The 26,237-nt window shown below is 63.0% G+C and carries 16 protein-coding genes; 10 read left to right on the forward strand and 6 right to left on the reverse strand.

Annotated elements, in window-relative coordinates; all coding sequences use genetic code 11:
• The first annotated feature begins 54 nt into the window (after nucleotides 1-54).
• The 3 genes from xylG to AC56LV_RS05065 all read left to right on the forward strand — a co-directional run bounded on the left by xylG (nucleotide 55) and on the right by AC56LV_RS05065 (nucleotide 4,446).
• Entirely contained in the window at nucleotides 55-1,608 is a 1,554-nt protein-coding gene (gene xylG / locus AC56LV_RS05055; RefSeq protein WP_499556314.1) for a D-xylose ABC transporter ATP-binding protein, read from the forward strand.
• Between the two features lie 16 nt (nucleotides 1,609-1,624).
• The gene (locus AC56LV_RS05060) at nucleotides 1,625-2,767 is read left to right on the forward strand and encodes a sugar ABC transporter permease (protein ID WP_499502190.1); all 1,143 of its coding nucleotides are present in this window, start codon (nucleotides 1,625-1,627) and stop codon (nucleotides 2,765-2,767) included.
• A gap of 170 nt (nucleotides 2,768-2,937) precedes the next feature.
• Nucleotides 2,938-4,446 (forward strand): tyrosinase family protein, encoded by a 1,509-nt coding sequence (locus AC56LV_RS05065; RefSeq protein WP_499556315.1) that lies wholly within the window; start codon nucleotides 2,938-2,940, stop codon nucleotides 4,444-4,446.
• Nucleotides 4,447-4,539: 93 nt separating this feature from the next.
• Here the strand turns inward: AC56LV_RS05065 and AC56LV_RS05070 are convergent, their stop codons facing one another.
• Nucleotides 4,540-6,120 carry an aldehyde dehydrogenase (NADP(+)) gene (locus AC56LV_RS05070; protein WP_499556316.1) on the reverse strand — a complete coding sequence of 527 codons (1,581 nt, stop codon included), beginning with the start codon at nucleotides 6,118-6,120 and terminating at the stop codon, nucleotides 4,540-4,542.
• Between the two features lie 213 nt (nucleotides 6,121-6,333).
• On the opposite strand from AC56LV_RS05070, the gene AC56LV_RS05075 reads away from it, so the two are divergent.
• From AC56LV_RS05075 to AC56LV_RS05095, 5 genes are all read left to right on the forward strand, one after another.
• Nucleotides 6,334-8,580, forward strand: coding sequence for an exo-alpha-sialidase (locus tag AC56LV_RS05075; RefSeq protein ID WP_499556317.1), 2,247 nt, complete (start codon nucleotides 6,334-6,336; stop codon nucleotides 8,578-8,580).
• Nucleotides 8,577-10,880: a glycoside hydrolase family 95 protein gene (locus AC56LV_RS05080; protein WP_499556318.1), complete on the forward strand. Its 2,304-nt coding sequence runs from the start codon at nucleotides 8,577-8,579 to the stop codon at nucleotides 10,878-10,880. Before AC56LV_RS05075 ends, AC56LV_RS05080 begins: the two co-directional genes overlap by 4 nt.
• 30 nt (nucleotides 10,881-10,910) lie before the next feature.
• Complete coding sequence (locus tag AC56LV_RS05085) at nucleotides 10,911-12,590, forward strand: GH35 family beta-galactosidase (RefSeq protein ID WP_499556319.1); 1,680 nt, start codon at nucleotides 10,911-10,913, stop codon at nucleotides 12,588-12,590.
• A gap of 77 nt (nucleotides 12,591-12,667) precedes the next feature.
• Complete coding sequence (locus AC56LV_RS05090) at nucleotides 12,668-15,535, forward strand: glycoside hydrolase family 31 protein (protein ID WP_499556320.1); 2,868 nt, start codon at nucleotides 12,668-12,670, stop codon at nucleotides 15,533-15,535.
• Between the two features lie 64 nt (nucleotides 15,536-15,599).
• The gene (locus AC56LV_RS05095) at nucleotides 15,600-16,691 is read left to right on the forward strand and encodes an SGNH/GDSL hydrolase family protein (RefSeq protein WP_499556321.1); all 1,092 of its coding nucleotides are present in this window, start codon (nucleotides 15,600-15,602) and stop codon (nucleotides 16,689-16,691) included.
• Between the two features lie 14 nt (nucleotides 16,692-16,705).
• Here the strand turns inward: AC56LV_RS05095 and AC56LV_RS05100 are convergent, their stop codons facing one another.
• Nucleotides 16,706-17,296 carry a hypothetical protein gene (locus AC56LV_RS05100; protein WP_499556322.1) on the reverse strand — a complete coding sequence of 197 codons (591 nt, stop codon included), beginning with the start codon at nucleotides 17,294-17,296 and terminating at the stop codon, nucleotides 16,706-16,708.
• Between the two features lie 1,765 nt (nucleotides 17,297-19,061).
• On the opposite strand from AC56LV_RS05100, the gene yfcF reads away from it, so the two are divergent.
• The gene (gene yfcF, locus AC56LV_RS05105; protein ID WP_499556323.1) at nucleotides 19,062-19,679 is read left to right on the forward strand and encodes a glutathione transferase; all 618 of its coding nucleotides are present in this window, start codon (nucleotides 19,062-19,064) and stop codon (nucleotides 19,677-19,679) included.
• Between the two features lie 64 nt (nucleotides 19,680-19,743).
• A complete protein-coding gene (locus AC56LV_RS05110; RefSeq protein WP_499556324.1) occupies nucleotides 19,744-20,211 on the forward strand; it encodes a hypothetical protein in 468 nt (155 codons plus the stop codon).
• A gap of 67 nt (nucleotides 20,212-20,278) precedes the next feature.
• On the opposite strand, the gene AC56LV_RS05115 is transcribed toward AC56LV_RS05110, so the two are convergent.
• The 4 genes from AC56LV_RS05115 to AC56LV_RS05130 are packed head-to-tail and all read right to left on the reverse strand — an operon-like array spanning nucleotide 20,279 to nucleotide 26,231.
• Nucleotides 20,279-21,844: a GH39 family glycosyl hydrolase gene (locus AC56LV_RS05115; protein ID WP_499556325.1), complete on the reverse strand. Its 1,566-nt coding sequence runs from the start codon at nucleotides 21,842-21,844 to the stop codon at nucleotides 20,279-20,281.
• The gene (locus tag AC56LV_RS05120; RefSeq protein ID WP_499556326.1) at nucleotides 21,841-22,245 is read right to left on the reverse strand and encodes a helix-turn-helix domain-containing protein; all 405 of its coding nucleotides are present in this window, start codon (nucleotides 22,243-22,245) and stop codon (nucleotides 21,841-21,843) included. The genes AC56LV_RS05115 and AC56LV_RS05120 overlap by 4 nt, the downstream gene beginning before the upstream one ends.
• A 41-nt stretch (nucleotides 22,246-22,286) precedes the next feature.
• On the reverse strand, nucleotides 22,287-24,503 hold the full coding sequence (locus tag AC56LV_RS05125; protein ID WP_499556327.1) for a beta-glucosidase family protein: 2,217 nt from the start codon (nucleotides 24,501-24,503) through the stop codon (nucleotides 22,287-22,289).
• Between the two features lie 48 nt (nucleotides 24,504-24,551).
• Nucleotides 24,552-26,231: a sodium:solute symporter family transporter gene (locus AC56LV_RS05130; protein WP_499556328.1), complete on the reverse strand. Its 1,680-nt coding sequence runs from the start codon at nucleotides 26,229-26,231 to the stop codon at nucleotides 24,552-24,554.
• Nucleotides 26,232-26,237 lie beyond the last annotated feature (6 nt).

Genomic DNA, 26,237 nt, shown 5'->3' on the forward strand with positions numbered 1-26,237 from the left:
CCGGCTGGCGAGCCTCGCCGGCCGGTGGTCCAACGTCTTGAAACGAGTCTTTCGATGGCCGGCTATCTGCTTGAAATGAAGGGAATCGCCAAGCGATTCAACGGGGTGCCCGCGCTCGATGGCATCGACCTGGCGATCCGCCCGGGCGAGTGCATCGGCCTGTGCGGCGAGAACGGCGCCGGCAAATCGACGCTGATGAAGGTGCTGTCGGCGGTCTATCCGCACGGGACCTGGGAGGGCGAGATCGTCCTGGACGGCCAGCCCCTGCGCGCGCGCTCGGTGCGCGAAACCGAGGACGCCGGCATCATCATCATCCACCAGGAACTGATGCTCGTGCCTGAACTGAGCGTGGCCGAGAATGTCTTTTTGGGTAACGAAATCACGCTGCCGGGCGGGCGCATGGATTATCCCGCCATGAACGGGAAGGCCGCAGAGATCCTGCGCGGCCTGAAGCTGCCGGACGTGAACGTGGTGCTGCCCGTGAAGCACTACGGCGGCGGGCACCAGCAACTGATCGAAATCGGCAAGGCCCTGAACAAGAACGCGCGCCTGTTGATTCTCGACGAGCCCTCGGCGTCGCTGACAGCGTCGGAAATCGCGGTCCTGCTCGACATCATCCGCGACCTGAAAAGCCGGGGCGTGGCCTGCGTCTACATCTCGCACAAGCTCGAAGAAGTCGCGGCCATCTGCGACACGGTCGTCGTCATCCGCGACGGCAAGCATATCGCCACCACGCCGATGGAAGCGATGAGCGTCGAGCGCATCATCAACCAGATGTGTGGCCGCGAGATGAGCCAGATGTATCCGTCGCTGCCGCATCCGGTGGGCGAGGTGGTCATGGAGGCGCGCCACATCACGTGTTACGACCCGGAGCAGCCGGGCCGCAAGAAGGTCGATGACGTGTCGTTCGAGGTGCGGCGCGGCGAAATCCTCGGCATCGCCGGGATCGTCGGGGCCGGACGCACGGAACTCGTGACGGCCATCTTTGGCGCGTACCCGGGCAAGCATGAGGGCGAAGTCTGGCTCGAGGGCCGCAAGGTCGATACGTCGGCGCCCTTGAAAGCCATCCGCGCCGGCTTTGCGCTGGTGCCCGAAGACCGCAAGCACCACGGCATCGTGCGCGACCTGTCGGTGGCCGAGAACATCACGCTGTCGGTCCTGCCGCGCTTTGCCCACGCGAGCCGCATCGACGAGCACGAAGAAGCGGGCGCCGTGAGTGAACAGATTACCCGGCTGGCGCTCAAGACCGCCACCCCGGCCCTGGCCATCACGTCGCTCTCGGGCGGCAACCAGCAAAAGGCGGTGCTGGCCAAGATGCTGCTGACCGGCCCGAAAGTGCTGATCCTGGACGAGCCGACACGCGGCGTGGACGTCGGCGCCAAGTTCGAAATCTACAAACTGATGCTGGAACTGGCGGCGCAGGGGATCGCGATCATCATGGTCTCGTCCGAACTGGCCGAAGTACTGGGCGTGTCCGACCGCGTGCTGGTGATGAAGGAAGGACGCCTGAACGGCGACTTCGTCAACCAGGGCCTGAGCCAGGAAACGGTGCTGGCCGCCGCGCTTGGCCAATCGGCCGCGGCGCCGTCGATCCCTCACCACGCATGACAACCACAATCACACAATGACCACGATGACGTTCAAACGGATTTTCACGCAGTACAAAATTCTGGCGCTGCTGGTGGCGATCGCGCTGATCTGGGCCTTCTTCAGCTGGAAGACGGATGGCGGCTTCACATCGGCGCGCAATCTCTCGAACCTGATGCGGCAGATGTCCATCACCGGCATCCTCGCCTGCGGCATGGTGTTTGTCATCATCGCGGGCGAAATCGATCTGTCCATCGGCTCGCTGCTGGGTCTTCTGGGCGGGATGGCCGCCGTGCTCGATGTCACGCATGGCTTGCCGCTGCCGTTGTCCGTCCTCATCGTGCTCGGTGCGGGCCTGTTGTGCGGGTTCCTGAATGGGTATCTGACGGCGTATGCGGGCATACCGTCCTTCATTGTCGGCTTGGGCGGGATGCTGGCGTACCGCGGGGTCGTGCTGGGGCTGACCGGCGGCGCCACGGTGGCGCCGGTCTCGCCCGGCATGGAACAGCTGGGCCAGGCCTACCTGCCGCCGCTGTGGGGCAGCATCCTGGGCATTGGCCTGTTCGTGCTGACCTGTGTGCTGGTCTGGCGCCAGCGTGCCAGCCAGGCGCGCCACAAGCTGCCGGTGATCCCGATGTGGCGCTCGGCGCTGCGGGTGGTGGTGGCCGGTGCGGTGCTGGCCGGGCTGATCTCGACCTTCAACAGCTACGAAGGCATCCCGCTGCCGGTGCTGATCCTGCTGGTGCTGCTGGGCGTGTTCAGCTACATCGCGCGCCAGACCGTGTTTGGCCGCCGCATCTACGCGGTGGGCAGCAATATGGAAGCGACGCGCCTGTCCGGTATCGACGTGCGCAAGGTGAAGCTGTGGATCTTCGGCCTGATGGGCCTGATGTGCGCGCTGGCTGGCCTGATCAACACGGCGCGCCTGGCGGCCGGTTCGCCGTCGGCCGGCGTGTCGGCGGAGCTGGACGTGATCGCTGCCTGCTTCATCGGCGGCACGTCGATGCGTGGCGGCGCGGGCACCGTGCATGGCGCACTGGTCGGCGCACTCGTGATGGCAAGCCTGGACAACGGCATGTCGATGCTGGACGTGGATGCGTACTGGCAAATGATCGTCAAGGGCCTGATCCTGACACTGGCCGTGTGGCTGGATGTCGCGACGCGCGGCAACACGCGTTAAGCTTCATTGGAATTATCGCTGGCAGCGCACCAATTGTCCGATGTGAGCCACGCGCTTTGGCGCGTTTTTGATCGCCCTTAAATCGGGCAATCGTGCGCGTGCCTTTGGCCGGATCTTTTCCTACACTCGACTGAACATGTACAGCTTTTTTGTTCAGTCGGGGGGATGCGATGAAAACCCACAACCGTGCCAGGAGAAGGTTTTTAAAAACCGGTATCGGGGTCACTGCTTTACAGTGTTTTCCGGGCATGGCGGCGGCCCAGGCAAGCGGTGGGCCGCGGCTCGAATGGCAGCAATTCAAGACCACCAATCAGTATCCTGCCTTCGTCAATGCCATTGCGACGATGCGCGCCAACCCCAACCAGGCCAGTCCCGGATCACTGTCCTATTGGTCCAACGTGCATGTCAACACCTGCCCGCACGGGGTGCCGTATTTCATTTCATGGCACCGCGGGTACTTGTATTACTTCGAGCAGCAGTTGCGCTCCGTATCGGGCAATCCGACTCTCACACTGCCGTACTGGAACTATTACGCGTACGCGACCTTGCCAGTAGAATTTACTGACCCGGCGCCCGGCAATGCGCTGTATGTGCCCCGGCAAAGTTCGAACGTGCACAGCGCACTGAGCCTGGCGCCATTCGCATCGGCGGTGCGCAATTTCCAGCGCGGCAAATACAACGCGTTCGAGCCGAGCATCGAAGACGTGCACAACCCCGTCCATGATCTGATTGGCGGCGTCATGAGCACGATGCAGTCGCCGCTCGACCCCATCTTTTTCCTCCACCACGCCAGCGTCGATCGCTTGACGCATGCATGGTCTCTGCTAGCGGGCAAGACCATGCCCAAGTCAGCGAATCCGTATTCGTCGACCAACAGCGATGTCTACTGGGCGGGCAACCACGTGTATGCGAGCGGTCTGAGCATCGAGCGTTACAAGACCAGAATCCCCGGCTGGCTGGGCACGACGTATGCGTCCAACGCCGTGCCGACGACGCTGCCGCCAGTACCTGCCGCTTCTGCGGCCCGTGCTGCGCGATTGGAGCGACCGCCGTTCCAGTCGTTCAGGACGGTGGCGGGGCGCCGCCTGTCGAGCACACGACGGTCAGTGAGTGGCGTGGCGCAAGTGCCTTTCGATGAGCAATCGGTGTCGGTGTTGCTGCGGCTGGCGAAAAGCGATGCGGCTGAACTCGCACGGGTTGTTGCGCTGTGCCGTGATCGTGGTGAGTACGAATCCAGCGTCGATTCTCGCGTCGACTCCAGCGTCGATTCTCGACAGATGCCGGGAATGGTCAAGCTGGTATTCGACAACTTGTCCGTGGGCACAGCCGCGAAGAAGGGTGGCTTCTTCTATGCGCTGTACCTCGACATGCCGGCCGTGGTCGCGTCGCAGGCGGAGCGTGAGGCGTCGCTCATCGGCACACTGGGCGCATTCCAGATTGCCGCCGCAGCGCACCACGGCACGCCACGGATCGAATTCGATGTGTCGCATCTGCTGGCGCGGCAAGACCGCGTCAATTTCGGCGAGCTCGCGTTGTCCTGGGTGCGTGTCGATGGCGATCGTCCGCCGGCCGGGAAGGTTATCCTGGCCAACGAGATCCGGGTTGAACTCGCGTTCGCCCCGGACGATGCGCACATGCTGTCAGGGGATGCCGAGGATATCGAACGGCAGCATCTGTAGCGGGCCGGGCAGACCAGGGCCGCGGTGCCGGGCTACGGTCCTGATCTGCAGCGCTGGTCTGCTTCGGTGATGTTTAGGCAGGCAGCTTCAGCTTTACGCAGGCAGCTTTAGCTCGCCATTGACCAGGCGTGCGATCCGCAACGGATTGCCGTCCTTGAGTGCATCGGGCAGCAGGCCTGCGGGCACGTCCTGGTAGCACACGGGGCGCAGGAAGCGCTCGATGGCGGTAGCGCCCACCGACGTGCTGCGTGGATCCGTGGTGGCCGGGAACGGGCCGCCGTGCACCATCGCATGCGCCACCTCGACGCCAGTCGGGAAGCCGTTGAACAGGATGCGGCCGACCTTGCGTTCCAGCAGCGGCAACAGGGCGCCGGCCAGCGCATGGTCGCTCGCGACCGCATGCACGGTGGCCGTCAACTGGCCTTCCAGATGGCGCGTCACGGCCAGCAGCTCTCCCTCATCCTTACACGCGATCAGCAGCGAGACCGGGCCGAAGATTTCTTCTTCCAGCGCCGGATTGGCCAGGAAGGTGGTGGCGTCGCACTCGTACAGCGCTGCTTTCGCCGCGCAGCCCGCACCTTCGCTGCTGCCGTGCGCGACGAGCGTCACGCCCGCGATGCCGGCGCGAATGCCCACCGCATCCGTATAGGCGGTATGGATGCCCGCGGTCAGCATCGTGCCCGCTGGCTTGAGTTGCAGCGCTGCCGTTGCCGCAGCGCGGAACGCATCGAACTGCGGCCCCGCCACGCCAATCACCAGGCCCGGGTTGGTGCAGAACTGGCCGACGCCCATCGTCAGCGAATCGACGAACGCGCCTGCCAGTGCGGCGCCGCCGTTGGCCAGGGCGCCCGGCAGCAGGTAGACCGGATTGATGCTGCTCATTTCGGCGTAGACAGGAATCGGTTCCTTGCGGCGACTGGCAATTTGCGCCAGCGCCAGCCCGCCTGCGCGCGAACCGGTAAAGCCGACGGCGCGAATCGCCGGGTGGCTCACGAGGTCACCGCCGATCATATTGCCTTCGCCAATCAGCAGCGAGAAGACGCCTTCGGGCATGCCGCAGTCGAGCGCTGCCTGCAGGACCGCCTTGCCGACCAGTTCGGACGTGCCCAGGTGCGCATTGTGCGCCTTGACGACCACCGGGCAGCCGGCGGCAAGCGCCGAGGCGGTGTCGCCACCGGCGACGGAAAACGCGAGGGGGAAGTTGCTGGCCCCGAACACGGCGACCGGGCCCACGGGAATCTTGCGCATGCGAAGGTCGGCACGTGGCGGCGTGCGCTCGGGCAGGGCCGAGTCGAGCGTCGCTTCGAGGAACAAGCCGTCGCGCACGACCTTGGCGAACAGGCGCAGCTGACCGACAGTGCGGCCACGCTCGCCTTCGAGGCGCGCCGTCGGCAAGCCGCTTTCCTGGCTGGCGCGCTCGATCAGCGCCGGGCCCAGGTCGAGGATGCGCTGCGCGATCGTTTCAAGAAAATTGGCGCGCTCTTCCAGGCTCAACGCGCGGTACGGCTCGACGGCGGCGTCGGCCAGCAGGCAGGCACGGGCCAGGTCGTCTGCCGTGGCGAGGCCGAACGCAGGTTCGAGTTCCTGCTTCGTGCCCGGGTTGTAGGCACGCACGGTGCCGGCAGCGCCGCGCACGATGCTTGCGCCAATGATCATGTCTCCGTTGATGTTCATGCAATCTCCTGTGTTGAATTCGTGTAGGTCTTCAATGTTATACGCAATCATGACTGCGTGGAGAAGTTGGCTGGCATGCTGGTTCGTATCCTGAAATTTATTTGTTAGCGCGAACATTCTGCTTGCCAGCGTCGTCTGTATTGTTTAGCATGGTTTGCAGCAAGCTAATAGTCGCAACCCACACGCGACACATAAGAACAATCAGGAGACACCATGCCTTCCACGTACGCGCGCCAGCTTGGCGTGTTCGTGGGCGCGGTCGCGGCCATTGTCGTTGGGGCCGCTGCCACGGCCACGGCCACCGTCACGAGTGCAGCGACCGCAGCGTCATCAGCCGGCGCCGGGGTATCAGCGAATGCAGCGACTGCATCGACCATCGCCTATGCCTGGGACAGCGTCGCCATCGGCGGCGGCGGCTTCGTGACGGCCGTCGTGCCAAGCCGCAGCGAGCCGGACGTCGCCTATGCCCGCACCGACGTTGGCGGCGCCTACCGCTGGAGCGCAAAAGAGGGGCGCTGGTATCCGTTGCTCGACTGGGTCGGCGAAGACCAGACGGGCTTCCTGGGCATCGATGCACTCGCCGTTGATCCGCACAACGCCGGCAACATCTGGCTGCTGGCCGGCATCGCTTACCTGAACGGTGGCCGCACCGCCATCCTGCGCTCGACCGACTACGGCAAGAACTTCGACGTCATCGACGTCACCGCCCAGTTCAAAACGCACGGCAATGGCTTCGGCAGACAGAATGGCGAGCGGCTCGCCGTCGATCCGGGATCAAGTCAGTCATTGAATACACGCCTGTACCTTGGCTCGCGCCGCAACGGCCTGTTCACCAGCAACGACGCCGGCAAGTCCTGGCAGAGAAACGACGCGCTGCCGGTCACGACGACGCCGAACGACGTTGGCCTGAACATCGTGCTTCCCGATCCTGCCAGCGTGCAGGCCGGCCACGCGCGCCGGGTGTTCGTCGGCGTCTCGCGCTTTGGCAGCGTCGGCCCCAATCTGTACCGCAGCGACGATGCCGGCTCGAGCTTCCAGCCGGTGACAGGCGGGCCGGCGGGCCTGATGCCGCAACGCGCCGCGCTCGATGGCGCGGGCAACCTGTACATCGCCTACGCCGACGGCGCCGGCCCGCATCCGGACAAAAGCGGTACCGAACCAATGCAACGGGGCCAGGTCTGGCGCTACGCGCTTGCCAGCGGGGCCTGGACCGACGTCACGCCGGCCGGCTGGACGCGCCCGTTCGCCGGCATCAGCGTCGATCCGGCCAACCCGCGCCGGCTCGTCGTCTCGACCATCAACACGTTCATCCCGCAGGGCGACGCCAAGGGCGACCGCATCCTGGTGTCGAACGACGCCGGCGCCACCTGGACCGACGTGATTGCGCGGGGCTTTCGGCGTGACGCCGCCGGCGTGCCATGGCTCGAAGGGCACGCCATCCACTGGGCCGGTTCGGTCGAATTCGATCCCCGCGATTCCCGCGCGGTCTGGGTCACGTCCGGCAACGGCATCTTCCGCACCGCGAACATCGACGCCGTCCCGGCCACCTGGACGTTCACGGTCAAGGGCCTGGAAGAGACGGTGCCCCTTGGCCTGGTGAGCATGCCGGGCGCGCCGCTGGTGTCTGCGATCGGCGACTACGACGGCTTCGTGCACGACGATCCGGCGCGCCATGGCCGTATCCACAAGCCTGAAATCGGCACCACCACGGGCCTGGACGCGGCGGCGCGCCGGCCCGGCACCCTGGTGCGGGTTGGCGACGCGATGCTGGTCACGCGCGACGGCGGCGCCACCTGGAACAAGACGCCGGCAATGCAGGGCAAGCGGGGCCAGATTGCCATCTCGGCCGATGGCGCGACGCTCGTGCACACGCCGCAGGATTCGACGACCTCATTCCGCTCCGGCGACACGGGCGCCACCTGGACCCCGGTCGCCGGCCTGACGGGCAACCGGATGCGCGCCGTGGCCGATCCGGTGCGAGCGAACGTGTTCTACGCGTATGATGACAACGCTCTGGTGGCCAGCAGCGACAGCGGCGCCACGTTCACGGCGCGCGCCAGCCTGCCTTCGGGCGGCTCGCGCCTGATCCGCGCGGCGCCCGAACGTGAAGGCGATTTGTGGGCCCCGCTCAAACAAGGGGGCCTCGCGCGCTCGATCGACGGCGGCGCCAGCTTCAAGCCGGTATTCGATATCGACTATTGCGGCGCGGTCGGCTTCGGCAAGGCTGCACCGGGCAAAACGTATCCGACGGTGTTCATCTGGGGCAGTGTCAAGGGCGTGCGCGGCATCTACCGCTCGCTCGACACGGGCGCCACCTGGCAGCGCATCAACGATGACGCGCACCAGTACGGCGGCCCTGGCGACGGCCACTTCATCGTCGGTGACATGAACCGCTTCGGCGTTGTCTACATGAGCACTGCCGGACGCGGCATCGTGCACGGAAAGCCTGTTACCCAATGACCTTGAATCACACGCTGCGCCTGGCGCTTGCCGCCACCAGCCTTGGCTTCGGCCTGACCTTCGCCGGCGCCGCGCTGGCCGCTCCCGACCTGGTATTGCGCTACAACGCGCCCGCGCAGGACAACGACACCGGCTGGGAAAAAGAAGCACTCCCGATCGGCAATGGCCGCATCGGCGCCATGGTGTTCGGCCAGCCAGGCCGCGAACACCTGCAGTTCAACGACATCACGCTCTGGACTGGCGACGACAAGACGATGGGCGCGTTCCAGCCGTTTGGTGACGTGCTGGTCGATCTGCCGGCGCATGCAACGGGCGTGACCAACTACCGCCGCACGCTCGACCTGGTGCGCGGCGTGCACACGGTCACCTACACGCACGATGGCGTGAACTACAAGCGCGAAGCCTGGGCCAGTTATCCGGCCCAGGTGATCGTGCTGCGCCTGTCCGCCGACAAGCCGGGCCGCTACACGGGCAGCGTCGCGCTGACCGACCGCCACGGCGCCCACCTGGCCGTCAACGGCAACCGCCTCTACGCGGCAGGCACGCTGGCCGGCTTCGTCCTGCCCGACCAGGCGCCAAGCACGAACGTGATGTCGTATGCGAGCCAGGTGCAGGTGCAGAATGACGGCGGCAAGCTGGCCGTCGACGGCAAGCGGATCGCTTTTACGAATGCGAACTCGGTGACGCTGGTGCTGGGCGCCGGCACCAGCTTCGTGATGGATCCGGCGCGCCGCTTCGAAGGCGGCCATCCGCTGGCGCGCGTGACGCAGCAGGTCAGCACGGCGGCGGCGCGCCCGGTCGACGAGCTGCGCGTCGAGCACGAGCGCGATCTGGGCGGCTTGCTCAAGCGGGTCGAACTCGATCTGGGCCCGACGCTCGCCGAGCGCCGCGCGCTGCCAACCGATGCGCGCCTGTTGGCCTACACGCGCGAAGGGGGCGATCCGGAACTCGAAGCCCAGTATTTCCAGTATGGCCGTTACCTGCTCACCGCCAGTTCGCGCGGCTCGCTGCCGGCCAATCTGCAGGGCTTGTGGAACAACAGCTATGCGCCGCCATGGAACTCTGACTACCACACCAACATCAACGTCCAGATGAATTACTGGCCGGCCGAGGTGACCAACCTCTCGGAACTGGCCGAACCGTTCTTCGGTTTCGTGAACGGCCTGGCGCCGGTCTGGCGTCAGCAGACGGCGCAGGAATTCAAGGGCACGGATGGCAAGCCAATACGTGGCTGGACGCTGCGTACCGAGTCGAATCCGTTCGGCGCGATGGGCTACCTGTGGAACAAGACGGGCAACGCCTGGTACGCGCAGCACTTCTGGGAGCATTACGCCTTCACGCGTGACGAACGCTTCCTGCGCGAGACCGCCTATCCGATGATGAAGGAGGCCGCCGCGTTCTGGCAGGACTACCTGAAGGTGCTGCCCGACGGACGCCTGGTGGCGCCGCAAGGCTGGTCGCCCGAGCACGGCCCGGTGGAAGACGGCATCGCCTACGACCAGCAGATCGTCTGGGACCTCTTCAACAACACGGTCGAAGCGGCCGGCATCCTGGACATCGATCCTGAACTGCGCGCCGAGCTGACGAACATGCGCGACCGCCTGGCTGGCCCGCGCATCGGCAGCTGGGGCCAGCTGCTCGAATGGCTGGACGAGAAGCACGATCCGGTGCTCGATACGCCCCATGACACGCACCGCCATGTGTCGCACCTGTTCGCGTTGTTCCCGGGCCGCCAGATCGGGCCCGTCAAAACGCCGGAGCTGGCCGCTGCCGCCAGGCGCACGCTCGAAGCGCGGGGCGACGCCGGCACCGGCTGGTCGATGGCGTGGAAGATGGCGTTCTGGGCCCGCCTGCACGAGGGCGAACGCGCCCACCGCATGCTGCGCGGGGTGCTGGCCGCGCCGGGCGCCCGCGCCGCCGAGCAGGGCGGCATCTTCTCGGAACATAACAATGCGGGCGGCACCTATCCGAACCTGCTCGATGCGCACCCGCCATTCCAGATCGACGGCAATTTCGGCGCCACCGCCGGCATGGCGGAAATGCTCGTGCAATCGCACGCCGGTGAAATCCAGGTCTTGCCTGCGCTGCCCAAGGCATGGGCCACCGGCTCGGTCAAGGGCTTGCGCGCCCGCGGCGGCTTCGAAGTCGACATCGTCTGGCGCAAGGGGCTGCTCAAGACCGTCACCGTGCGCGCGCCGTCGAACGACGGCAAGGTCAAGCTGCGCTACGGCGCCTGGGTGACCGAGGTCGAACTCAAGCAAGGGCAGAGCCGCACCGTGTCTGCCTCGCTGTTCAAATAAAAAAACGACACCACGAAGGAGACAACCCGCATGAAGCTGAACCAGATCGCCCGCCGCCTGACGCATCTCGCGCCACTGTGCCTGGCCTTGACGGCGCACGGCGCGCCCGCCGCGCCCGAGCTGCCGCGCCTCGAGAGCAAGAACGGCCGCCACGCCCTGATCGTCGACGGCGCGCCGTTCACGATGCTGGCGGGCCAGGCCCACAACTCCAGCAACTACCCGGCGGCCTTGCCGAAGGTCTGGGCCGCGCTGAAGGATGCGCGCGCCAACACCCTCGAGATGCCGATCGCGTGGGAACAAATCGAACCGAAAGAGGGCAGCTTCGACTTCAGCTTCCTCGACACGCTGGTGAAGCAGGCGCGCGACAACAAGATCCGCCTCGTGATCGTCTGGTTCGGCACCTGGAAAAATACCGGGCCAGGCTACCTGCCGGAATGGGTCAAGTTCGACAACGCGCGCTTTCCGCGCATGAAGGACAAGGACGGCAAGACCGTCTACAGCCATTCGCCGTTTGGTGAAGAGACGCTGGCGCTGGATCGGCGCGCGTTCGTGCGCATGATGGAGCACATCAAGAAGATCGACAGCGCGCACCGCACCGTCATCATGGTGCAGGTCGAGAACGAGGTGGGCACGTATGGTGTCGCACGTGATTACGGCGCCCGCGCGCAGGCTGCGTTCGCCCAATCGGTGCCGGCCGCTGTCGTGGCGCGCCAGACACCGAAGGTCACGGGCGTGACGAGCGGTACCTGGGCGCAGGTATATGGCGACTACGCCGATCAGTATTTCCATTCGTGGGCGATCGCGAGCTACATCGAGTCGATCGCCAAGGCCGGGCGTGCCGTCTACGATTTGCCGATGTTCGTCAACAACGCACTGCGTGAACCAGCGCTGGCCGGTGAGGCAACGGCGCCGTGGCAGGCCAATTTCGCCAGTGGCGGGCCGACCTACGACGTGCTCGATATTTATAAAGCGGCCGCGCCCCACATCGATTTCGCTGCGCCCGACATCTACATGCCGGAATCGAAAAAAGTCACCGCGATCCTCAAGTCATTCCAGCGGCCCGACAATGCCTTGATGATCCCGGAGATGGGTAATGCGCCCGGGTACGCGCGTTATGTCTACCAGGCCCTGGGCATGGGCGCAATCGGCGTGGCGCCGTTCGGCCTGGATTACGCCGACTACAGCAACTACCCGCTGGGCGCCAAGCACACCGACAAGCGGATGGTCGAACCATTCGCCAAGGTGTATGGCGTGTTCGCGCCAATGACGCGCCAGTGGGCGCGCTGGGCGTTCGAAGGCCGCACCTACGGCGTGGCCGAAGGCGACGACCGCGCCGCGCAGACGGTGGCCATGAAGGGCTGGAAGGCAAACGTCGAGTTCCGGGAGTTCCAGTTCGGCGAGCGCCAGTACCTGAAGGACAAGAACGAGTACCAGTCGGGCACCGAGCAGCCAGGCGGCGGCGTCGCTTTCGCGCAGATCGGCGACAACGAATTCGTCATCGTCGGCCAGCAGGCACGCGTCAAGCTCTCCGGCAGCGGCGCCAACGACGGCAAGCCGTCGATGCTGGCGCGGGTCGAAGAAGGGCGCTTCGACGCGAATGGCAAATGGGTCATGGAGCGCAACTGGAATGGCGACCAGACCGATTACGGTTTGAATTTGCCGGCCACGCCGACCGTCCTCAAGGTCCGGCTGGGCACCTACACCGAATAAGCATCACCAACAAGCATAACAACAGTGAGCGCCGGTCATCCGGACCGGCAGCGCAGAACACAACAGGAGATCGACAAATGCGTATGACACAAGTGGCGGCCGCAGTACTGATGCTGGCGGCAACCGGGGCCGATGCAGGCACCTTCCAACAGACCGCGACCGGTATCGAAGTCAAGCCCGACAGCGGCGCCAAGGTGGTGCGGCTGAACCTCATGAGCGACAACATCGTCCAGGTGGTCAAGCTCGATCAGGCCGACAAGACGCTCACGCCATCCCTGATGACGGTCGCCAAGCCATGCGCGAGCAGCTGCGCTTTCACCGTCACGCCCGGCAAGGACACGGTCCAGCTCAAGGCCGGCAAGATCGCCGCCACCGTCTCGCTCAAGGACGGCCAGGTCGCTTTCTTCGATGCGAATGGCAAGCGCTTCCTGGCGCAGGCGTCCGAATCGATGCAGCCCGTGAACGTGGGCGGCAAGCCGTTCCTGGCGATCAAGCAGGGCTTCAACCACGGCACGAAGGATGCGTATTACGGCCTGGGCCAGCACCAGAACAACCAGATGAACTACAACGGCGAAGACGTGCTGCTCCAGCAGCACAATATGATCGCTGCAGTGCCGTTCGTCGTGTCCGACAAGGGTTATGGCGTCCTGTGGGACAACAACTCGATTTCGCGCTTCGGCGACCAGACGCCGTACGATCTGATGTCGCGCGACCTGGTGCTGCGCGGCGCCGATGGCAAGAGCGAAGGCCTGACGGCCCGCTACTACATCGGCGGCAAGCTGGCGCTCACGCGGCAAGAGAAAGACATCGATTACCAGTACCTGAAAGACCTCGACGAGAACTGGCCGAAAGAGCTCGGCCCGCACAAGGACCTGAAGGACGTGCGCGTGGTCTGGGAAGGCACGATGAGCAGCGACAAGCCGGGCGTGCACAAGATGCAGCTGTATTCGTCGGACTACGCGACGCTGACGATCGACGGCAAACAGGTCATGGACGTGTGGCGCATGGGCTGGAACCCGTGGTACCACAACTTCGAGGTCAAGTTCGCGAAGAACAAGCCGGTCAAGCTGCACCTGGAGTGGAAGCCATCGGGCGGCATGGTCGCGATCACCCACAACAATCCGTTGCCGGCGCCGGAACGCCATTCGCTGACGCTGTCGTCCGAGATCGCCGAGGCGATCAACTACTACGTCATCAGCGGCGATAACATGGATCGCGCGATTGCCGGCTACCGCCACCTGACCGGCCAGCAGCCAATGATGCCTAAGTGGTCGTACGGCTTCTGGCAATCGCGCCAGCGCTACGAGACGCAGCAGCAGCTGCTCGACACGGTGACCGAATACCGCAAGCGCGGCTGGCCGCTGGATAACATCGTGCAGGACTGGTTCTACTGGCCCGAGGACGGCTGGGGCTCGCACGACTTTGACCAGAAGCGCTTCCCGGACCCGAAGGGCATGGTCGACGCGGTGCACAAGCAGCATGCGCGCATCATGCTGTCGGTGTGGGGCAAGTTCTACGCCAATACCGCCAACTACAAGGAGCTCGAGTCCAAGGGCTATATGTGGACCAAGAACGTCGAGAACGGCTCGCGCGACTGGGTCGGCAAGGGTTACCTGAACAGCCACTACGATCCGTATACCAAGGAAGCGCGCGACATCTACTACCGCCAGCTCAAGACGAAGCTGGTCGACCTGGGCTTTGACGCCTGGTGGATGGACAATACCGAACCCGACGTGCTGTCCAACAGCCGCCTGGAAGACTTCAAGGAGCTGATCGGCCCGACCGTGTATGGCGCCGGCGAAATCACGTTCAATCCGTACAGTCTGGTGAGCACGGGCGCGATGGCCGATGGCCTGGCGCGCGACCAGCCGGACACGCGCCAGTTCATTCTGTCGCGTTCGGGCTTTGCCGGCATCCAGCGCAACTCGGTGGCGGTGTGGAGCGGCGACACGGTCGGTCGCTGGAACAATCTGTTCGACCAGATCGCATCGGGCACGAACATGTCGATGTCGGGCATCCCGAACTGGACCCACGATATCGGCGGCTACGCCCAGGAAGTGCGCTACCAGACGGGCGACGTGGGCTCGGCCCAGGAAAACCGCGTCACCTCGCGCGCCGAAGCGAATCCGGAAGACATGAAGGAATGGCGTGAGCTGAACCAGCGCTGGTTCCAGTTCGGCGCCTTCTCGCCGTTGTTCCGTTCGCACGGTGAAGTGGTCAAGCGCGAGATCTACAATATCGCCAACGGCGACGACACCATGCGCGACAATATGGTGTGGTACCTGAAGCTGCGCTATCGCCTGATGCCCTACATTTACACGATGGCGGCCGACACGCACTACGGTTCGGGCACGATGATGCGTGGCCTGGTGATGGACTTCCCGCACGACGAGAAGGTCAAGAACATCAAGGACCAGTACATGTTCGGTCCATCGTTCCTGGTGGCGCCGGTGTACGCGTACAAGGCCACGTCGCGCCAGGTGTACCTGCCGGCGGGCGCGGACTGGTATGACTTCCATACGGGCGAGCGCTTCAAGGGCGGCGCCACGCGCACCGTGCAGGCGCCGCGCGAGCGCATGCCGCTGTTCGTCAAGGCCGGCTCGGTCATCACGGCGGGTCCTGTGATGCAGTATGTCGACGAGAAGCCGGATGCGCCGGTCACGCTGTTCGTGTATGCGGGCGCCAATGGCGAAGCCACGCTGTACGAGGACGACGGCGTGAGCAAAGGCTACGAGCGCGGCGAAGCCAGCCGCATCCGCATTGCCTACGACGACAAGACGGGTGTGGTGCAGATCGGCGAGCGCGCCGGCCAGTACAAGGGCATGCCGATGAAGCGCGAGTTCAAGGTGCGCGTCATCAAGCCGGGCGTCTCGACAGCCGAGAACCTGGACGCGGCCGACAAGACCGTGGTCTATGAGGGCAAGCCGGTGACCATCAAGCTGTAATCATTACGGCGCTTATCAACAGCCGGGTGCCAACATGCACCCGGCTTTTTTCATACTGACTTCCATGAAAAATCTCGCATATTCACTTGCCCTGGCCGCCTTGCTGCACTTGGGACCAGCTGGCGCTGCCAACCAGATCGCGGCGGATCATCCGCATCTGGCCTATACAGGGCGTATCGACATGACCGATGCGAAGGCGCCGGTCCTGAGCTGGCCCGGCACGGCGATCGCCGGCAACTTTACCGGGACCTCGCTCGCGATCGTGCTCGACGACCAGCACGGCAAGAATTACTTCAATGTGTTCGTCGATGGCGACACCGCGCGGCCGGTCATCCTGCAGCTGGAGAAGGGTAGCAAGACCTATCTGGTCGCCAATGGACTGGCGCCGGGCGCGCACCGTTTTCTGCTCACAAAACGCACCGAGGGCGAGGAGGGCGCGACCCTTTTCAAGGGCATCGAGCTCGATGACAAGGCGACGCTGGCGCCGCCGCCCGCGCGGCCGACGCGCAGGATCGAGTTCTTCGGCGATTCGATCACGAGCGGGATGGGCAATGAAGCGCCCGACGATGGGCGGGACGATCTGGGCAAGGACAAGAACAATTACCAGTCCTATGCGTCGATCGCAGCGCGTCAGCTCGGCGCCGAAGCGCACATCACGTCGCAAAGCGGTATCGGTGTGATGATCAGTTGGTTTCCGTTTACGATGCCGGATTTTTACGACCAACTGAATGCCGTCGGCGACAACGACAGCCGCTGGGACTTCAAGCGCTGGACGCCTGACGTTGTCGTCATCAACCTGATGCAGAACGACAGCTGGCTGATCGGTCGCGATCACAAGCTGCAGCCGGAACCGACGGATGCGCAGCGCATCGCGGCCTATCAGGCCTTCGTCGCCCGCGTGCGCGCGCTGTATCCGAAAGCGTACATCGTCTGCGCGCTGGGGAGCATGGACGCGACCCGCGCCGGTTCCGTATGGCCGGGCTACGTCAAGTCGGCGGTGGCGAACCTGCGCGCATCAGGCGACGCGCGCATCGATATGCTGTTCTTCCCGTTCACCGGCTATGGCCAGCACCCGCGCGTCAGGCAGCATCAGGCCAACGCGGACTTGCTGACTGCATTCGTGCGAAAAAAACTGGGTTGGACGGGTACCAAATAACGGTGCAGCGTGTGTCATGCCACGAGCGAGAACGTCGCACTCTCGCCGGCGTGGATCGTCGCTTGCAATTGCGTCGTTCCCGCCGTGCGGGTCAGCACATGATCAAGGCAATAGGTGGCGAGGTGAACGCGGGCCTGGTCCGGTTGAAAGTGGTTCCATAAGACGCTGAATCTGAAGTCGGTATTGCGTTCGTCGCTGGTGGCAGTCGCCTGTTGCCCGTCTGGTGTCGATGCCTGCACCTCGAATGCTGCATGAAGCCGTGGCCTGGCGCGAATTTCAGCGGCCATGGCCTCGGAGATCGAAAAATCGGTTTGGGTCGATGGCGTCTCGTCAGGGAACAGATCCTCGAACGTCTTGCCTGCATCGCCATTCGCGTCACCCTGGTTCAGGTGAACGCGCACTATGTCTCCCGGCTGCAGGGGATGTTCCATCAGCCAGGTCAGATGGCCGCAGCCCCCTTCGTCATAATTACCGCCCATCGCATCGACGGCCGCTTTCAACGCCCGGTCGAGCGCGCCGTGCACGCATACATCCATGACGCGCATTGCAGCCAGGTTGATTGTCGTGATTCGCACGTTATTGATGTCAACAGCAATATGGGGCATGGCGCTGGATACCGGATGAAGTAACCAACTCTAGCACGCTTAGCGTTGGCAATGCGCGCCCGTGTCTTTATGTCGAGTAACACAGAACGTGAAAACAGCGCGAGGTTTAGTGAAATACTGCTTCCGCGGTTAATGAAGTGATTAAGTTCAGGGAAGGTATGTCTTTGCGATAAGTGCAATGCCTGCGTACACTTTACTAAAATCCGGCATCGGCCAGAGGCGGATCATGACACAGCCATGCGGCGGACTCGCGGTATTCAATGGTAGGGAACACTATGAAAAAGTTGCTGCTCTGGTTGATACTGGTTGCATCGATCATTGGACTAGCATTGTCAGCAATCTTTAACATTTCTGTCTGCATATGGGGCTGTCCGCAAACTATTGAAGTGTATTCGGCGCAGGCCTCGCTCTTCGTCTTGGTTGGCTTGATTGTGTGGGTGGGGTTCAAGCTGCTCAGGAAGCACGCTTAGAATTTTCTGATGGCTGCCCATCGATTACCAATTCCTCTTCGAGTCGGTTTCCGTTCTTCGTGACAGTCCGCGACTTTTCCGCCTTGGTACCCTAATATGCTCAGCTTAACGGCGGGGTTCGGCCAAATATGTAGCCGGGGTCATGTAGCCGGGGTCAGGTCTGACATTCAGACACGAGCTTAACAAGAAGTCTGTTAGTGAATGCCTTGTTGCACGTTTAGGGAAGAGCTCGTGTCCAAATGTCAGACCTGACCCCCGCTGCGCCCGCTGCGCTTAGAATTTTCTGATGGCTGCCCATCGATTAGCAATTCCTCTTCGGATCGGTTTCCGTTCTTCGTGACAGTCCGCGACTTTTCCGCATTGGTACCCTGATATGCTCAGCTTAACGGCGGGGTTCGGTCAAATATGTAGCGGGGGTCATGTAGCCGGGGTCAGGTCTGACATTCTGTAGCCGGGGTCAGGTCTGACATTCAGACACGAGCTTAACAATGTAGCCGGGGTCAGGTCTGACATTCATGTAGCCGGGGTCAGGTCTGACATTCAGACACGAGCTTAACAATAGGTCTGTTAGTGAATGCCTTGTTGCACGTTTAGGGAAGAGCTTGTGTCCAAATCTCAGACCTGACCCCCGCTGCGGTCTGCTCCCCGCTACGGTCTTAAGCTTACTGGCGACTCCTTCTTTCCAAACCCGTTTTGTGGAAACGCCAGTTTGGCGCTAACTTGCCCTCGGGGAGAAGCCCATTCCATTGCTTTGGGTTGTTTGCTCCCGTTGGTGACAATGCGCGACTTTTTCAACTTGATGAACTGATATGCTCAGCTCAACAGCCGGGTTCGGCCAAAAGCGGATGTCTGGCCGTTGCCGTGATAGTCGTGCGTTATACTCAATTAATCGATGGATTATTTCCCATGTCCGCAATACGCAACGCTTCTGCCGTCGTACTGTTCTCCGTTTCTGTATACCGATTGGTTTCGGGGGATAGCTCCGCTCTTACCACCGGCATATTCTTGATCTCTGCAGCGACATTATTTTTTGCTGAGCTGATAAGGCGAAAAAAAATAAAGCAAAAAAATCAGGATTAGACCAGGTCATGCGAGTATGCTCCGGTGACCAAATGAGATTTCGCCTAAAGACAGCTACTTTGCTGATCTGAACAGCGCCAATCAGCCAGAACCGCACGGTCAAAGCTGGAGGGAAATACTTTCAAATTCAGTGATCTGCTGACGTCACCGTTAGTTGATCCGGCCACTCCTGGCTCAGATACGATCGTTCACACATTTAAAGATTTGGTAACCCAATGCTACTTTACGCTGATTCTCAGTACACAAGCCCCTATGCGATGTCAGTATTTGTCGGGCTTAAAGAAAAAAATATCCCCTTTGAACTACGAACCGTCGACCTGGAAAATGGGGCAAACCATAGCTTAGAATACGCAACAGAATCTTTGACCGGGCGGGTGCCCACTTTAGTAGACGGCAATTTCTCACTGTCCGAGTCGTCAGCCATCACCGAATATCTGGATGAAGCCCATCAAGGCGTGGCTCTTTACCCGTCCGATCCATCAGCGAAAGCGCGTGCACGGCAAGTCCAGGCGTGGATCAGAAGTGACCTCCTGCCGATCCGCCAGGAGCGCTCAACGATCGTCGTGTTCTACCGACCTAGCCACGTTCCCCTATCACCCGCTGCAGAAATCGCAAGCCGTAAACTGTTCCGGGTGTCGGAGGCCCTGCTTGAGCACAACGGCGATCATTTGTTCGGCAGCTGGAGTATCGCCGATGTGGACTTGGCACTCATGTTGAATCGGCTTGTTCTGAACGGCGATGCTGTACCTGAGAGGCTTGCTGACTATGCCCGTAGGCAGTGGCAGCGACCATCAGTGCAGGAATGGGTAAGCTTGAAGCGCCCAGCACTCTGACGAAACCAGTCCAGTCTGAGGGATGACTGCGGTAATCTTCACGCGACCGGGACGTGGCTATTTTATGTTAAAACGCAACCACGGCAGCCTGCTTGTCCTGCTATTCATCATTTCACTCACCTCATGGCGTGATTCAGATCGCATCGCCAAGGCTGAGCCCAAGCGATTAACGGCTGCCGAGCGTAATGGCCGAGTATTTCGCGAACAGGTGCTCCAGCAATGGAAAATTCGTCCGGCCGAGTTTTTTCTGGAAATGGATGGTCTCTGTCGGGAGACGTTTATCGGCAAGTCCCTGCACGAAGCAAATTCAATGATGCGAGGGGCAGGGCAAGCCTTTGACCTTGCAAAATCCAGTCAGGCTGCGGCGTTGATACCCCCCGGCACGACCCCGTATGCTGGAGGGCTTGGTCTGCACACTTCATTGATATCAAGTGCGAGCTTTAACATCATGTTTTACGCAGCTATCGCTGGCGCGCCCGGAAGGTTGGTTGTCAAAGACGTGACCTGTGGGATCCGACAGGTTTCACTCTAGCAATAGACATGCAAATCACCAAAACGAGCGCGCGCCCATAAGGTGTCATCTGACACCTGACCGCGCGTCACCGCACCGCGTTCAACTGCAGCAGATAGACATCGTTCTCGCGCAGCGGCAATGCAGTGCTGAAAACGCCATCGCGCCCGACCGTCACCGACGCCTGCTTCAACGGCTTCCCGGTCGCCGTCGCCTTCAACGCAGCGACCTGCGGACGCGTCAGCTGCTTGGGCGAGCCCATGCCGATATACGCAGTGAACGCATCGTTCTGCCTGTAGCCGACCTGCGAGACCGTCATCGTGTAGGCACCGGGCTTCAGGCCCCGCATCGCCACCTTGACCTGGCCTTTCGATTTCGCAGGCAAGTCCTTTATGAAGTACTGCTGGTTGTTGATCCCCGCCGGCAGCGTGTGCGAGTAATCCCACAGCAGCACCTGCGCATTGCCCTTCGCGTCGAGCGTGGCCGTCGAATCCTGGTCGGCGTTCTTCAGCTCGCGATCGCCCAGCTGGTTGAGGAACTGGTAGGCAAAATAGGCCGGCTTCTTGATCCCCTGCGTATTTATCAAACCGAACCCACCGTGGAAGGCTTCGAAGCGCGGACCGGCTTCCTCGAAGATGTCGGTAAACACCCAGTACGACATCGACTGCACGGCGCCAGTGCTCTGCTTGAGCTTTCGCAGGATGTAGGCCGGCTGGTGGTAGCTGTCGTGGGTCGGATCGGACGGCGTGTACGACGAGCTCCATTCGGTGTAGTGCAGCTCGAGCTTCGGCATGCTGGAGGCCGCAATCTCCTTGCGGTTCTTTAGCACGTCGTTGGTCACGGCCATGGGGTCGGGGCTCAGGACCGTGCCGGTGGTGCCGAATTCGTCGAGGAAGCCCTGGTTCACGCCGTACGAGTGGGTGGAGACGAAGTCGAGCGGGACGCCGTTCTTGCTGGCGTACCCGATCATCTCCGGAATCCAGGCAGCACCCGCGGTGCCCGGGCCGCCCACGCGGTACGACGCGTCGACGCTCTTGACGGCGCGCGCGGCGTGCGCGTACAGCTTGAAATATTCGTCCTGCGAGCCGGCCCAGAAACCATCCAGATTCGGTTCATTCCAGACTTCGAAGTACCAGCTTGCCACTTCGGCCTTGCCATAGCGCTCGGTCCAGTGGGTGGTCAGTGCCTTGACCAGGCGTTCCCACTGCGCGTAGTCGCGCGGCGGCGTGACATTACCGCGCCACCAGAAGATGGTCTTGGTGCCGCTGGCCATCGCGGACGGCATGAAGCCCAGTTCCACGAAAGGCTTGATGCCGACGCTCAGCAGGTAGTCGAACAGCGCGTCGACGTACTGGAAGTTGTACTGCTCCTTGCCCTGCGCATCGATGCGGAACACGGCCATGTCGTCGCTCAGCAGACCGTGCATGCGGATGTAGCGAAAGCCGGTGTCCTTGCGCAGTTCGGCCAGTTGCTGCTGCCAGTCGGCGCGCAGGCCCTCGTTGGCGCGGCCGGCGCCGACGGACAGGTTGAACATCCGGTCGAGCTGGCCCTTCACTTGGGTGACATCGAGGTCGATGTTACGTTGCTGCGCCTGGGACACCGCTGGCAGCGCAAGCAGCGTCGCCAGCGTCATGGTGATAATCGTGTGCTTCATGGGGTCTTTTCTCCGGATGTGGGCGAGGGGCAGATGGGCGTGCGATGCGCTTGCGCCCGAAATGCCTTCGGTGTGCAGCCATAATCGAGCTTGAACAGCTTGTTGAAGTACGAGACGTGGTTGTAGCCGACGGTGTAGGCGATGTCCGTGATGCTGGCCGAATCGCGTTCGGCCAGCAGGCGGGCTGCTTCGGTCAGGCGCAACCGGTTCAGGTAACCGGTGAACGTACAACCCAGTTCGGCCTTGAGCACGTCGTTGACCTTGTTGCGGTTCACGCCAGCGCCATGCGCAACAGCTTCAAGCTCGAGATCCGCATCGGCGAAACGGCTGGCGATGGCGTGCAGGATCGCCGACCTCTCGCGGTCGCGCTGCGGTTCGGGCGAGAGCTGCTGGCAGGCCACGAGCGGTCCGTCTTTCAGTCGGTTCTCGTGCAGATCCGCAATCAGCGCGCGCCGGCGGCAAACTCGCGCGCCGGCAAGCGCACCGTCACCGTCGATACCGGCGCATCGGCCGCCGTCGACAGGATCACGCGGTAGTCGCCGGCCGCAATCTTCCAGCGGTTGCTGGCGCCGTCGAACACCGCCAGCGTGCGCGGATCGATCGTTACTTCGCTGGTGCGGTTTGCGCCGGCGTCCAGTGCCAGCTTGTCCCAGCCACCGAGACGTTTCGGCGCTTCCCAGCCCGCGCCCACTTTCGACACGTACACCTGCGGCACCGCCTTGCCCGCGCGCGTGCCGCTGTTGGCCACATTGAAGCGCACGCGGATGCTGCCGTTTGTCGCGTCGGCCTTCAGGTTCGTGTAGGTGAAGCTCGTGTACGACAGGCCGTGACCGAATGCGAACAGCGGCTTGTGGCCTTTCAGGTCGAACCACTTGTAGCCGACGGCGGCGCCCTCGATGTCGTAGTCGACGTCAAAGCGCGTGTCCTTCGGCAGGTCGATGCCATCGATCTTTGGTCGCGGCAGCTGATTCTCGGCCAGCGGGAAGGTCTGTGGCAGGCGGCCCGACGCATCGACTTCGCCCGTCAGCACGCGCGCGATGGCTTCGCCGCCGTTCGTGCCCGGATACCAGGCCTCGACCACGCCGGCCACATCGTTCACCCACGGCATCGTGACGGGCGTGCCGGTCTGCAGCACGACGACGGTGCGGGCATTGGCCTTGGCCACTGCTGCGATCAGCGCGTCCTGGTTGTTCGGCAGCGCCAGCGTCGGCACGTCTGCTGCTTCGGATGTCCACTGCGTTGCGAACACCAGCACCACGTCGGCACCCGCCGCGACTTTCGCGGCTGCGGCGGCATCCTTGCCATCGTGCCAGGTGATCCTGGCCTTGGTGCGCGCTGCCAGCGCCTTCATTGGGGAGCCTGGCAGGTAGACCATCGGACCTGGCCAGGCGGCCGGGCCTTCGTTCGGCACGGCCATGCCGCCACGCGGGTAGACCTGCGCCGAGCCGCCGCCCGACAGCACGCCCTTGTTGGCGTGCCCGCCGATGATGGCGATGCGCTGCACGTCCTTTGCCAGCGGCAGCACGTTGCCCGTGTTCTTGAGCAGGACGATCGCTTCTTCGGCATCCGCCTGCGAAATCTTGCCGTGCGCCGCGTAGTCGATGTCCCTGGCCTGGACCTTGACCGGATGATCCAGCGCGCCGTGCGCACCCAGTGCCCACAGGATGCGGGCGACCATGTCGTCCAGGCGAGCCTGCGGCACGTGGCCGTTTTCAACAGCCTCCTTCAGCGCGCCGTCAAAGTAGGGCGACTTGTCGAACGGGTAGCCCGACTGCTGGTCCAGGCCCGCCAGCGCAGCGGGAATCGTCGAGTGCGCCGCGCCCCAGTCAGACATCACATAACCCTTGTAGCCCCAGTCGCCCTTGAGCACCTTGTTCAGCAGATGGTCGTTCTCGCAGCCATACGGCCCGTTGATGCGGTTGTAAGAACACATGACCGAGCCCGGGTCGCCCCGTTCGATCGCGATCTGGAAGGCCAGCAGGTCGGACATGCGGCCCGCGGCATCGTTGATCTTGACATTCAGGTGATTGCGGCCCGTTTCCTGATCGTTATACGCGTAGTGCTTGAGCGTCGAGACGACATGGTTGGACTGCACGCCGCGAATCTGTTCGCCGGCCATGATCCCGGCCAGCAGCGGGTCTTCGCCCGTGTACTCGAAGTTGCGGCCATTGCGCGGCTCGCGCGCCAGGTTCACGCTTCCGCCCAGCATCACGTTGAAGCCCGACAGGCGCGCTTCCTTGCCGATCATCGCAGCGCCCTCGAACGCCAGCTGCGGATTCCAGGTGGCGGCCGTCGCAATCCCGGCGGGCAGCGAGGTGCGCTCGCGCGCATCCTTGCCCGGCTGCGAGGCCACGCCGATGCCGGCGTCGGTCAGCCACTGCGGCGTGATGCCCAGTCGCTCGATGCCCTTGATGAAACCGGCTGACTGGGGCAGGGCGCCCTCGGGCGCTTTCTGGCCCTTGAATTCGGTGCCGAAGTAGCCGAACACCATGCCGATCTTTTCATCGAGCGTCATCTGGCTCACCAGTTTGGCGGCGCGCTGTTGGGCTGCATCCGGTGCAGCAGTCGGCGCAGCGGCTGGTGCTGCATGCGCGGCACCAAAGGCGAGGGCGCCGGCAAGGGCGATGGCCGAACGGCCGAAGGGCAAAGCTGGGTGCATGTGTATGTCTCCTTGAATTTTTATAATGGTGTTAGCAGCGCAGCGACCTTACCACCACGCACTGTAGATCGCGATCAGCGCGATGCAGATGACGGTCGCGCCGAACGCGAACCCCGGCTGCACCTTGAACATCGACGCCTCGACTTCGACGCCCTTGCTCTGTTCGAGGCCGGCCTTCGGCCACAGCTTGCTGATGATGACCATGCCGATGACGACGACGACGAACACGATCGCCATCCGGTCGACGAACGGGATCTCGTAGATGCCGGCGCTGTTCGGCACGGCGAAACCGATCGGCGCCAGGAACGACAGGTCCATCAGGCCCGGCAAAAACTTCAGGATGATCGAGCCGATAAAGCCGCCGACCGTGGCAAACATCGCCGCGCTGGCCGTGGCCGGCCGCCAGAAGAAGCCCATCAGGAACATGGCCAGGATACCGGGCGAGACGAAGCCCGTGTATTCCTGGATGTACTGGAAGCCGCCTTTCTTGTCGATGCCCATGAATGGGGCGATCAGCACGGCCAGCAGCATCGCCACGACCACGGTCACGCGCCCGATCCAGACCATACGCTGTTCGGAGATGCCCTGGTTGAAGGCTTTCTTGTGGATGTCGAAGGTGTAGATGGTCGCGATGCTGTTGGCCTTGCCGGCCAGCGAAGCGACCACCGCCGCCGTCAGCGCGGCAAACGCGACGCCCTTCAAGCCGGTCGGCAGCAGCGTGAGCAGCACCGGGTAAGCGCGGTCGGGATTGACGTCCGCGCCCACGCCCATCGATGCGCCCAGCACGCCTTGCTGGTGCAGCACGAACGCGGCGATGCCCGGCAGGACGACGATTACCGGCATCAGGAGCTTGAGGCCGGCCGCGAACAGGATGCCCTTGCGCGCCGTGTGCAGGTCGGCGCCCAGCGCGCGCTGGATGATGTACTGGTTGCAGCCCCAGTAGTTAAGGTTCACGATCAGCATGCCGCCGATCAGGATCGAGACGCCAGGCAGGTCGAGGTAGTTCGGGTTATCACGCGTGAGCACCATGTCGAAGTGATCGGGCGCCACGCCCAGCAGGTGATTGAAGCCGGCCATCACGCCGCCGCCGCCATTGTTCTGCGCGACCAGGTCAAGCGCGAGCCAGGTGGTCACCAGGCCGCCGAGCACCAGGCACAGGACCTGGATCACGTCGGTGTAGCCAATGACCTTCATGCCGCCCAGCGTGATGATGACGGCAAACAGGGCCAGGAACACCATGCAGGTCCAGACGTCGATGCCGGCAATGGCGCCGATGGCCAGCGCGCCCAGATACAGGATCGAGGTCAGGTTGACGATGACGTACAGCGACAGCCAGAACAGCGCCATGACGGTAGCAACGGTGCTGCCGTAACGCTGTTCGAGAAACTGGGGCATCGTGTAGATGCGGTTGCGGCGGTAGATCGGCATGAAGAACACCGCCACCAGGATCAGCGTGAATGCGCCCATCAGCTCATAGACGGCGATTGCCATGCCCATCTTGAAGCCCGAGCCGCTCATGCCGATGAACTGCTCGGCCGAGATGTTCGACGCGATCATCGAGGCGCCAATGGCCCACCAGGTCAGCGAGCCTTCGGCCAGAAAGTAATCGTGCGAGGCCGATGCGGAGCGCTGCTTGCGCTTGTAGACCCAGAAGCCGTAGCCGGCCACGATGATGAAGTAGACAAAAAAGACGAACGTGTCCAGCGACGAGAAAGTCGAGCTTTGCATTGGTCG

The sequence above is a fragment of the Telluria sp. RB2R28 genome (genome assembly GCF_059685835.1).